The 10,370-nt window shown below is 59.5% G+C and carries 11 protein-coding genes and 1 pseudogene; 8 read left to right on the forward strand and 4 right to left on the reverse strand.

Annotated elements, in window-relative coordinates:
* Both ABSG20_RS20255 and ABSG20_RS20260 read right to left on the reverse strand, forming a co-directional pair.
* Positions 1-1,390 (reverse strand): MOSC domain-containing protein (locus tag ABSG20_RS20255; protein ID WP_423866293.1); only part of this gene is annotated, 1,390 nt, incomplete at its 3' end.
* A 288-nt stretch (positions 1,391-1,678) separates the two neighbouring features.
* Positions 1,679-2,152, reverse strand: coding sequence for a GlcG/HbpS family heme-binding protein (locus tag ABSG20_RS20260; RefSeq protein ID WP_423866294.1), 474 nt, complete (start codon positions 2,150-2,152; stop codon positions 1,679-1,681).
* A gap of 154 nt (positions 2,153-2,306) precedes the next feature.
* Between ABSG20_RS20260 and ABSG20_RS20265 the strand changes: the two genes are divergently transcribed.
* The 6 genes from ABSG20_RS20265 to ABSG20_RS20290 all read left to right on the forward strand — a co-directional run bounded on the left by ABSG20_RS20265 (position 2,307) and on the right by ABSG20_RS20290 (position 7,074).
* Complete coding sequence (locus tag ABSG20_RS20265) at positions 2,307-3,569, forward strand: epoxide hydrolase family protein (RefSeq protein ID WP_423866303.1); 1,263 nt, start codon at positions 2,307-2,309, stop codon at positions 3,567-3,569.
* Between the two features lie 58 nt (positions 3,570-3,627).
* Entirely contained in the window at positions 3,628-3,765 is a 138-nt protein-coding gene (locus ABSG20_RS20270; RefSeq protein WP_423866295.1) for a hypothetical protein, read from the forward strand.
* Positions 3,766-3,796: 31 nt separating this feature from the next.
* Positions 3,797-4,090 carry a DUF1330 domain-containing protein gene (locus ABSG20_RS20275; RefSeq protein WP_423866296.1) on the forward strand — a complete coding sequence of 98 codons (294 nt, stop codon included), beginning with the start codon at positions 3,797-3,799 and terminating at the stop codon, positions 4,088-4,090.
* A gap of 348 nt (positions 4,091-4,438) precedes the next feature.
* Positions 4,439-5,287 (forward strand): enoyl-CoA hydratase/isomerase family protein, encoded by an 849-nt coding sequence (locus ABSG20_RS20280; protein WP_423866297.1) that lies wholly within the window; start codon positions 4,439-4,441, stop codon positions 5,285-5,287.
* A gap of 198 nt (positions 5,288-5,485) precedes the next feature.
* Positions 5,486-5,923, forward strand: coding sequence for a cupin domain-containing protein (locus ABSG20_RS20285; protein WP_423866298.1), 438 nt, complete (start codon positions 5,486-5,488; stop codon positions 5,921-5,923).
* 50 nt (positions 5,924-5,973) lie between these two features.
* Positions 5,974-7,074 (forward strand): mandelate racemase/muconate lactonizing enzyme family protein, encoded by a 1,101-nt coding sequence (locus tag ABSG20_RS20290; protein ID WP_423866299.1) that lies wholly within the window; start codon positions 5,974-5,976, stop codon positions 7,072-7,074.
* A 92-nt stretch (positions 7,075-7,166) separates the two neighbouring features.
* Here ABSG20_RS20290 and ABSG20_RS20295 read toward each other — a convergent pair whose 3' ends face one another.
* Positions 7,167-7,808 (reverse strand): response regulator transcription factor, encoded by a 642-nt coding sequence (locus tag ABSG20_RS20295; RefSeq protein WP_423866300.1) that lies wholly within the window; start codon positions 7,806-7,808, stop codon positions 7,167-7,169.
* Positions 7,809-8,405: 597 nt separating this feature from the next.
* On the opposite strand from ABSG20_RS20295, the gene ABSG20_RS20300 reads away from it, so the two are divergent.
* Together ABSG20_RS20300 and ABSG20_RS20305 are read left to right on the forward strand one after the other, a co-directional pair.
* Positions 8,406-8,774 carry a response regulator transcription factor gene (locus ABSG20_RS20300; protein WP_423866301.1) on the forward strand — a complete coding sequence of 123 codons (369 nt, stop codon included), beginning with the start codon at positions 8,406-8,408 and terminating at the stop codon, positions 8,772-8,774.
* A gap of 453 nt (positions 8,775-9,227) precedes the next feature.
* Positions 9,228-9,596, forward strand: a complete 369-nt coding sequence (locus ABSG20_RS20305; RefSeq protein ID WP_423866302.1) for a response regulator transcription factor — start codon at positions 9,228-9,230, stop codon at positions 9,594-9,596.
* Positions 9,597-9,693: 97 nt separating this feature from the next.
* Here ABSG20_RS20305 and ABSG20_RS20310 read toward each other — a convergent pair.
* Positions 9,694-9,945 (reverse strand): annotated as a pseudogene (locus ABSG20_RS20310) (SDR family NAD(P)-dependent oxidoreductase); the annotation flags it as partial.
* Positions 9,946-10,370 lie beyond the last annotated feature (425 nt).

Here is a 10,370-nt window from a genome sequence, read left to right on the forward strand (position 1 = left end):
CACACGCAGCAAGGCCGCCCGTCAAATCGCTCATGAAGGTCGATGGTCCGCAAATATAAAAATCACCGTTGCGGGGTAAGTTGAGCTCCTGCAGTACCCCTATATTCAGGCGTCCGGCAGAGTTGAAATCTATATTGGGCCGATCCTGGGGATTAGGCGAGCTGTAGCAAATGTAGCTGTGGTGGTGGGCCAACGCTTCGAGCAGCTCACGCACCTCCTCGGCAAAGGGATGTTCGCGGCCGCTACGGGTTCCGTATAGCCACCAAACTTCCCTGGTCGATGCTTCGGCGGCCAGCGCGTGAAGCATCGCGAGCACTGGCGTCACCCCGATTCCGGCGCTCAACAAAACAACCGGCGTGTCGCCCGGCCGTAGTGTGAAGCTGCCGCGTGCCGCGCTGGCGTGCACGACGTCGCCAACCCGGAGTTCGTCGTCGACGTAGGCGCTGGCCGCGCCATCGGCTTCCCGCTTGACGCTCACGCGATAGTACGCGGCGCCCGGTTCCCCCGACAGTGAATAGCTGCGCATCAGCGCAGGCGCTGATGCCGGCCCCAGCCGCAGCACAACGAACTGCCCGGGGAGAGCCGCGTCGACGGGTTGTCCGTCCGTGGGCTCCAGCAGCAGCGACATCACGTTGCCGCTTTCGCGCACCTTGCGCGAGACGCGAAGCGGACGGAATCCACGCCACGCCGGGGGCCGGCTGGGCGCTGTAGCGAGTCCGGCGTTTCCCGTCGTCACGCCGCCCTGGCGCTCCTGAGCAAGCAGCGCCTCGAAGGAACGACGCCAGCCGGCACTCAGCACCGGAATCCGCAGCGCGCGCTCCAGCCGATCGCGGGGGTGACCGGGCATGTAGAGGAGCGCGCTGATCTCGGCCACGCTCATGCGCTCGGGCCCGCACGCGACCCGCGTGATCTCGTCGCCGGCCTCCACTTCCCCCTCGTCCAGCACACGGAAATAGAAGCCGGGTCTTCCGTGCTTGACCAGCAGCGCAGCCATTTCCGGCTCGTTGAGGCGAATGCCCAGCCGGTAACACGTGACCCGTGGCTGCGTGACCTCGAACAGAGCGCCGCCGATCCGGTAACGATCTCCGATGCACACCTCCGCATCGGACAGGCCATCGACGGTGAAATTCTCTCCGAACTGCCCATAGGCGAAGTCGCTTCGCCCCAAATGGTTCTGCCAATACCGATAGGAATCCATCTGATAAACCAATGCCGCCCGGCGTTCGCCGCCATGACCGCCCAAGTCGCCTTGTCCGTCGCCTTCCAGGTTGAGTCGGCGCACCATGCGCGGGCCCTCAACCGGCGCCTTCCAAATGCCGGTATGCACTGTCCTGCCTTGCCAATTCACGTCGCGCGGCAGGCCCACATTTACTGAAAGCAAGCGTCCCATACGTTTCCCAACCGTAGTCACGGCGGTTTCGAGGTGAACCCGGAAACCCCCTGTCCCCGCCAGCTCCGGCTCGGGAGCCGTGGCTTCATCCTTCCTATGAGCGACGTTTGGCGCACACTACCGATGTTAGGCGAACTTTTCCACTCGACCTTTGGAAGAAGCGGCTCATATCAATGTATGAGTGCCCAGCTAACTATTCTGGGTTTGAGTCAGACCTGATGTCGGCGAATTCGTCCGCAGTCAGCTTGCTGTCGCTGCAGTTGCAGCGAAAAAGACCGATGTGCTGCTTCACGATGTTGCGGCGAGGGCAGGCCTAACGGCCTCCCGGAGAGCCGATTGGAGGATGTTGACGTCCTGCTCAACAGTGCCACCGCTTACGCCGACGCCCGCGACCAACCGGCCCTCGCTGGTGAGCGGCGCTCTGCCGCCTTTTGAACAAAACCTTCCCTCGGACAGCCCCATCAGAGGGAGGAGCTCCTGGCCAGGCTGCACGAGCGGAAGGAGATCCGCCGTTCGAAGTCCCACCAGCGCGGACATGTAAGCTTTAAAGCGCCAATCACTCATACGTTGGTATGGCCGGCATCTCCCTAACGTTGAATGGTATAGAAAGGCGCGGGCAGACAGCATGCGTTGAACGTCGCTTGTATGTTGACGCCAGTCGCTCCGATACGTGCCGGCCAAATGACGGGTGACGCAGATGTATCTGCACCGCCTCGTGAAGGGGGCATCGGGGGCTCTGGCTGCCATCTCACAGGCCGTCATCGACCTCAGAAAAGACCGCACATATCAACCTAGGTCAGGAGGAAGCGCCATGAACCATCTCATCAATGAGTCGACTCAGAGGAACGAGTCGACTCAGAGCACAGACGCCGTTGAGGATCGTCAGGATCGCCGACAGTTCCTCGGCACCGCCGCCATGGGCATCGTGTCCGCAAGCGCGGCCGGCTTGCTCCCGGTACGCTCGGCTTCCGCCGCCAAAGAGGAAGCAATTCGTCCCTTCCACGTCGACATCCCCAAGGAGGGGCTCGTCAACCTGCGCGAACGCTTGATGATGACCCGCTGGCCGGACCGCGAAACGGTCGCCGATCAGTCCCAGGGCGTGCAGCTGAGGACCGTCCAGCAACTCGTACAGTATTGGCGGACGGATTACGACTGGCGCAAGGTGGAAGCGCGGCTCAAGGCCCTGCCGCAATTCATCACCGAGATCGACGGGCTCGACATTCATTTCATCCACGTTCGCTCGAAACATGACAATGCGCTGCCGATGATCGTGACCCACGGCTGGCCCGGCTCGATCATCGAACAGATGAAGATCATCGATCCACTGACCAATCCCACGGCGTACGGCGCGAGCGCATCGGAGGCTTTTCATCTGGTGATACCGTCGCTGCCGGGTTATGGCTTTTCGGGTAAGCCGACTGCGGCCGGGTGGACCCCCATCAGCATTGCTCGTGCGTGGGCGACGTTGATGCAACGCCTGGGCTACAAACGGTATGTGGCGCAGGGCGGGGATTGGGGGAATGCCGTCTCGGAGACGATGGCGCTGCAGCAGCCGCCGGGATTGCTTGGCATTCACACCAATATGGCGGCCACGGTTCCAGCCGATGTTTCAAAAGCTCTTTCGGTTGGCGGCCCGCCGCCCGCCGGTCTCTCGGCCGATGAAAAACATGCCTGGGATCAACTCGATGATTTCTACAAGCACGGCCTGGGCTACGCCCAGGAAATGTCGAACCGGCCACAGACGCTTTACGGAATCGCGGATTCTCCGGTCGGCCTCGCCGCGTGGATGCTGGATCACGACATTCGTAGTTACGGTATGATCTCACGCGTCTTCGATGGAAGGACGGAGGGGCTAACTCGGGACGACGTCCTCGACAACGTCACGCTCTATTGGGTGACGAACACCGCGATATCCTCGGCGCGCCTCTACTGGGACACTACGCGGATTTCGACGGGAGGAGGCTTCTTCGACGTCAGGGGCGTCACGATCCCGGTCGCCGTGAGTGCCTTCCCCGACGAAATCTATGCGGCCCCGCGCAGCTGGGCAGAGCGGGCCTATCCCAAACTCATTTATTACAACAAGCTCGACAAAGGCGGTCATTTCGCGGCTTGGGAACAACCGGCGCTGTTTTCCTCCGAGATGCGAGCCGCATTCCGATCGCTCCGCCAATCGATTTGAGACTGACCGGCGCGCGCCGATTGGCGCGCGCATCTTTCGGGAAGCCAAGGAGCACATCATGACCCGCGCCGGCGACGTCGAAAGTAGGCTCGGTTTTCATGTCGATCATCTCGGCGACTGCCGAAGATCCATAGACATCTTTGAACAGGGAATGCGCGATACTGGCCGTGCCGACAACAGCTTGAGTGCGCATTGAACTTGCCTACGTGGGCAGCAGGTGGACCGACATGGCCAAGGGATATTGGATCACCTTCTACCGCTCTATTTCCGATCCAGCAGCGCTGGCGGCGTACGGAAAGCTTGCCGGACCAGCTATCGTCGCTAACGGTGGCCGCTTCCTTGCGCGCGGCGAAGCCGTGAAGGCCTATGAACAAGGAATTGCTCAGCGTACCACAGTGACGGAGTTCGATAGCGTCGGACAAGCGGTCGCGGCTCACAATAGTCCCGCCTATCAAGAGGCACTGAAGGCACTCGGCAACGCCTGCGAGCGGGACGTTCGTATTGTCGGAGGCGTGGACTGAAGATCACGCATCTGATGCTTATCCGCGCCCGGGGACACCTATGAAAATCACGAAAACGAGTGGCGGCGTTTTTAGCGTACTGACAGAACAGCACTCACTCATACATTGATATGAGCGAGACCCTCCCAATGTTGAATGGTTCGGAAAGCTGCGGGCGGACAATATGTCTCTAACGCCGCTCGTATCGCGAAGCGCGACACGGGCTCGCTAAATCGCAGGTGACACCCAGAATTGGGACAGACCGCCTGAAGGTCTTGGGTTGACGGCGATTTCTTGAGGATCGATTTGAGACGAACCGGCACCGGCCGATTTTGCGTCCGCATCCGTCGACAAACCAAGGAGCACATCATGAACCACGCCGAAAGAAGATTTGCGACCCAGCAAATTCGGCTTGAACGGCGCCTGCCGTCATATTGGCGGGTTACATTTGACATTCCACCCGTCAACATCTTCGGTCCGAAGGAATTGCCGCAACTGAACGAGATCATCACGGCGATTGAGAAAGACGAGCAGGTAAAGGTTGTCGTCTTTGACAGCGCCGTCGACGGCTTCTTTATCACCCACTACGACTTCCTGGCGCCGCTTGAGGAATCGGCAAAGATACCGCCCGGACCGACGGGTCTGCAGGCGTTGCCGGACATGCTGGTACGCCTCAGCCGGGCTCCGGTTGTCTCCATCGCCTCGATCAGGGGGCGCGCGACGGGTGTCGGAAGCGAGCTCGGACTGGCAAGTGACATGCGCTTCGCAAGCCGGGAGAAGGCTATTCTGTCCCAATGGGAAGTAGGCGCGGGTCTGGTGCCCGGCGGTGGACCGATGGCGCGTCTGCCGCGTCTGATGGGTAGAGGTCGAGCGCTGGAAGTATTGCTCGGCGCCGACGACATCCATGGCGATCTTGCAGAACGTTACGGTTACGTCAATCGCTCTCTTCCAGACTCCGAGCTCGACGGTTTCGTCGATGCGCTCGCAATGCGCATTGCGTCGTTCGACAAGCAGGCAATCGCGGAAACCAAACGACTTGTCGATGTCGCGAGCCTGCCGGCGGATGCGGAAATCAAGCCCGAATGGGAGGCCTTCATCGCTGCACTCGGTCGTCCGGCGAGCCAGAAGCGGATCAAGGCGCTGATGGCGCGTGGTTTCCATCGCGCCGGCGACGTCGAAAATCGGCTCGGCTTCCATGTCGGTCAGCTCGGCGAATGACCAAGATAAATAGCCATCGTCGAACGGGGCGATGTCGGCATCTCTTTCAACCTGATATTTGAGCCTCACCGGCGAGGCTGAGGACAACTGTCCGGTACCCAAGTTTCTTAACGGCCCTATCACGCTGGACACTAAACTGATCCAGTGGTCACAGATTTAGGATCGTCCAAATCATCGGCTGCGACCTGGAGAACCACTATGTCTCGCGCACATCAGCCAGACCAGGCGACTTTCAGGTCGATCCTGCCCGAAGACATCGAGTGGAGGCCGTTCCCGGCTTTTCCGCCCGCGGCTCGCCTCGCTGTCCTGGTTGGCCATCCGACGGAACCCGGTCCCTACGTGGTCAGGGTCAAGGTGCCTGCGGGCACAAAACTGATGCCACACAAGCATCCCGAGGATCGCATCTACACGGTCATGTCGGGCGTCTTCTACATCGGGCTCGGCGAGAGATTCGATGGTGACAAGGTAAAGGCCTATCCACCGGGCAGCGTTATCGTTCTGCCTGGCGAGACCTGGCATTTCCACTGGGCGAAGTCGGGCGAGTACGTCACACAGGTGACCGCAATCGGCCCGCTCGGTCTCGAATACCACGAAGGTGGTGATGATCCGCGCAGCATTCCGGGCGCGACCCCTTAGAAGCGCTGATAGAACGACAACCGTTTGGGCGCATGGAGGGCTCGTCGAAAATGATCGTCACCGGCGTCGAGACCTTTCCACTACGCATTCCGTTCAGGGCCGGAAGCAGGTCTGATGCGTCCGCCTGGGGCGACAGCAACCTGCCGGCCGCGGACTCGCTGCTGGTCAAGGTGACAACCGATCAGGGATTGGTGGGTTGGGGCGAGGCCTTTGGCTTTCGCGCGGTCGCTTCCGCCAAGCTCGCGATCGATCAACTGATTGCGCCGCTGTGCGTCGGGCAGGACGCCACCCGGATCGGCCCGCTGATGCTGGAGGTTCAGAGAAAGCTGCACGTGTTCGGACGGGCTGGGGCGCTCGCCTTTGGCATCTCGGCGGTCGACATCGCGCTTTGGGATATCGCTGGCAAGGCCGCCAAACTGCCGCTGTACCGGCTTCTGGGTGGCGGCGCGGCCGATATCGCCTGCTATGCGAGCATGGTCCGTTATTCCGAGCCCTCCCATGTCCGAAGCAGCGTGCGGCAAGCGATCGACACCGGCTTCGGTGCACTCAAGCTCCATGAAATTGAGCTCTCGGCGGTCCGCGCAGCTCGCGAGGAAGCCGGACCTGATATCGAGCTGACACTTGACGTCAACTGTCCCTGGACGCTGTACCGGGCGCGGCTCATCACGGAGGAACTCAAGGCAGTTCGTCTGAAATGGCTCGAGGAGCCACTTTGGCCTCCGGAGAATTTTGACGGTCTCGCCGAGTTGAGAAGGACGCGCGGCATTCCGATCGCCGCCGGCGAGAACGTCTACACGCTGATGGATTTCGAACGAATGCTGGCTGCGAAGGCTGTGGACTTTGTTCAGCCAAGTCCGGCCAAAATGGGCGGCATCACTGAGCTGGTCAAAGTCTTCGCCCTCGCGGCTGTGCACAACATCCCGGTGATGCCGCACTCTTTCTATGACGGTCCGGGTCTGCTGGCGGCGATTCATGCAACGGCTGCCCTCGGCACCGCCGACTCCATGATAGAGTGGCGCTGGTTCGACCTTGAGGCAACGATCTATGGGAGCACGCTCAGCCCGAAGGCCGGCCGGATTTCCGTGCCTCAGGGGCCCGGCCTCGGAATTGACCCCGATCCCGAGGTCATCAGGGCCTACCGCTGGAAATAAAACGATGACGGAAGCCCAGACCATCGGTTTGGCAAGTATATGGTGCAGGACGGGACGCTGCACCGTTTCCGGGTGCATCTTATCCGCGCAGGCTATCGGATAGGCTTTCGGCGTCCTGGCTTGAGAGCGTCGGCCATGCGAACAAGGTCTGCCAATGTTCGGGCTCCCATCTTGTGCATGGCAGCGCCTCGATGAATTTTGACGGTTATTTCGCTGATCCCCAGATCGCCGGCTACCTGCTTGTTCATCTTGCCTGTCGCGACAAGCAGCATCACTTCTTGTTCGCGCGGCGAAAGGGATTCAAACCGTTGCTGCAACTGCAAAACGTCGTCCTCGAAGACTCGTCGTTGTCGGTCGCGCTCGATGGCGGACATAACGGCGTCGAGCATATCCTGATCACGAAATGGCTTGGCGAGGAAGTCTATTGCGCCCCGTTTCATGGCGTGCACAGACATTGGAATGTCCCCGAATCCAGTCATCATCACGACGGGAATCCCGATGCCGGTTTGGATCAACCGAGTTTGAAACTCGAGACCATTCATGTCAGGCAGTCTGACATCCAGGACGATGCATCCAGGCCTGTTTGCAACTTTCACCGAGAGAAAGGCGTCCGCTGTGGCATAGGTTTGGGTCTGAAGCCCTACCGAGTCGAAGAGGTCCTCCAACGCGCGGCGCATCGAAGCATCGTCATCGACGACGTGCACGATGGCTCTTTCCTCAGTGCCGGTCTGCATGCCTCTGGACCCACCCCGGATTTCCGCCGGAGAAGCTAGCATGAACGGTATCGGACCGGGATCACACCTACGTATAGGTGAAACTTCCTGCTCCGGCTTGGAAAAAGGTCAATTATTGCGAGCCCTTAGCTCTGGCTAATCGCGGGTGCCGCGGGCAAGTAGATCGAGAAAAGCGAACCTTGTCTTACGATCGACCGTACCTCAATCCGGTGACCGAGCGCGTATCCCTGCTCGGACAGGACTTCTGGACGGGAGCGCAGCAGCGCGTAGGTGCCCTGTATGGTTTGTAAGGTTTGTCGAAGATCGTGCCCTATCATGCCGACAAGCGTTGTCTGAAATTCCTGCACGGCGAGGCCGTTTGGCGCTCGATTGGAAGGCGCGACAATGAAGCCTTCTATCCCTGCCATCTGATCCCGGCGGGACGGGCCAGAACAGCCCTGGTATTCGGCCTGAAAACAGAACCAATTTCCGAGCTGTCGGTCGGGCCTGCCTCACTAACGGCTGGCTATAACACTCTTGTATAATTCCTGAGCATCGGAGGTGCATGCAAAAGTTGTGTTCCCCGCTTCTTTGATCAATTCGGGGCATGGATGCCGTGTGCCAAGACATCTCGAAATCGCGGTCATCGACGATGACGAGTCATTCCGGGTAGCGCTCGTGGAATCGTTGTTTTCTCTCGGGTATGGAGCCAGCGGATACGCCTCCGCGGAGGGCTATATTGGTGCGATTGGTGATAAGTCATTCAATTGCATTGTTTCGGACATTCACATGCCCGGTATGAGTGGGCTGGACTTGATAAAATGCCTAGCCTCTCGGGGGGCGACAATCCCCGTCGTTTTGATAACGGCACGCTCAGACTCGAACCTTAAGGCCAAGGCCGCCACCGCGGGTGCGGCGGCCTTGCTCAGAAAGCCATTTGAGATATACGACTTGATCGGGTGCATTGAAAGAGCTGTGAAGGGCTGAACGCCAACTTCGACCAACGAACCTTGAGTTGCCGGGAATTACGGCCTGAGGGCCGTGTGATGCCTTGCACGGGCTGCGATTATGCTGTGATGCCGCAGCTTTGACCGGCCGGTTGCGTTGCGAAGCCTGTTCCGCGAAACGCCCGAGCGCATAATGATCGCGGCCGCACGCCACGTCCGGCACTCCGGCGCTCCGTGCCGTCCGAGATGTGCAGGCGAGGCGAACAGCACCTGTCGCGACGTTGAGAATCTGGCTGGGCTTAGTCCGGTCGTCGTCCGGGCCGCCGAGTATGTCGTCAGGGCCGTACCTTACGTACCGTCCCCTCGATGGCTTGGAGGTTCGCCCCAACATTCAATATTCAATAACACTCGTGTATAATGTCTGAGCAATGCAGGAATATGCGAACATCCCAAAATCCCGGTTACCTGATCAAGCCCGGGCAAGGATACTTGAGTGCAGACAGGTTTTGCAATTTCGGTCATCGATGATGACGATTCATTCAGGTTAGCCCTTGTTGACTCGCTCTCCTTACATGGGTTCGAGACCAGCGGATACACGTCGGGTCGGGATTTCATCGCTGTAAACGGGCAGGGACTTTGCAGTCTGATTGTAACAGACGTTCATATGCCCGGCATGAGTGGATTGGATCTGATCAGGCATCTCGCTGCATCAGGCTCGAAGATTCCTGTCGTCTTGATCACCGCACATTCCGAGGCGGGTCTGGAAGCGAGGGCGGCAGCCGCCGGAGCGGCCTGCTTTCTCGAGAAGCCATTTGAAATCCACGACTTGATTAAATGTATCGAAGGAGCTCTCGGACCATGAGATTGGGGGTGCCCGATGTACCGCATCTACGTGGCTGAACCATCTGTCGGCAATCGATGCCGCATGAGCGTTGTCCTTGCCGGCGTAAAAGCTCGCGTCAGTGGCCGGCGCTCTGGCCGCCATCGACGTGCAGGATCTCGCCGGTGATGAAAGACGCGCTTTCCAGGAACAGGATTGCGCCGACAATGTCCGCCGTTTCACCCATGCGTCCGACCGGGTGCAGTTTGGACAGGAATTCGTGAGTTCCCGGAGCGTGCATTGGCGTTTTGATGACGCCGGGAGCCACGGCGTTGACCCGCACGCCCTTCGATGCGTACTCGATCGCCAGCGATTTCGTCGCGGCGTTGATCGCGAGAAGTCGATCGCTGAAATGAGCGAGATTGCCGGCATTGCGTCTGCGACCCTGAAGAGCCGGCTCTTTTACGTGCGCAAACAACTTGCGCGAATTCTCATGAGCACGGTTTCGAGGACGCGGTGACCCGAAAACAAATTAGGAAAAGGAGAGCAGCAAGGCCCTCTCGCGGACCGCATTCTAATATGCGGGCAACCGCGAGCCTCGAATCAGATTGCACATAATTCGATAGATGTCCCACAGGAGGCATATCATGAAGGCGCTTGCTTTGTCGATCTTGGTTCTTGTTTGCTCTCTGGCATCGGCTCACGCCGCCAGATCATCGGCAGCATTCAACGGATCTTGGAATCTGGCGTTCGTGACCGAGTCGGGGACGTGCGATCCGAGCTACAATTTTACCGTCAACATTTCCAACGGGCTTG

Origin of the sequence: Bradyrhizobium sp. (genome assembly GCF_049512235.1) — a bacterium.
GTDB lineage: Bacteria > Pseudomonadota > Alphaproteobacteria > Rhizobiales > Xanthobacteraceae > Bradyrhizobium.

Excerpts from the sequence above, each read along its gene's own strand:
- ABSG20_RS20285 (WP_423866298.1), top strand. The coding sequence starts at position 5,486 with ATGTCTCGCGCACATCAGCCAGACCAGGCGACTTTCAGGTCGATCCTG.
- ABSG20_RS20275 (WP_423866296.1), top strand. The coding sequence starts at position 3,797 with ATGGCCAAGGGATATTGGATCACCTTCTACCGCTCTATTTCCGATCCA.
- ABSG20_RS20295 (WP_423866300.1), bottom strand. The coding sequence starts at position 7,808 with ATGCAGACCGGCACTGAGGAAAGAGCCATCGTGCACGTCGTCGATGAC.
- ABSG20_RS20270 (WP_423866295.1), top strand. The coding sequence starts at position 3,628 with ATGACCCGCGCCGGCGACGTCGAAAGTAGGCTCGGTTTTCATGTCGAT.
- ABSG20_RS20265 (WP_423866303.1), top strand. The coding sequence starts at position 2,307 with ATGGGCATCGTGTCCGCAAGCGCGGCCGGCTTGCTCCCGGTACGCTCG.
- ABSG20_RS20290 (WP_423866299.1), top strand. The coding sequence starts at position 5,974 with ATGATCGTCACCGGCGTCGAGACCTTTCCACTACGCATTCCGTTCAGG.
- ABSG20_RS20260 (WP_423866294.1), bottom strand. The coding sequence starts at position 2,152 with ATGACGGCCTGTGAGATGGCAGCCAGAGCCCCCGATGCCCCCTTCACG.
- ABSG20_RS20280 (WP_423866297.1), top strand. The coding sequence starts at position 4,439 with ATGAACCACGCCGAAAGAAGATTTGCGACCCAGCAAATTCGGCTTGAA.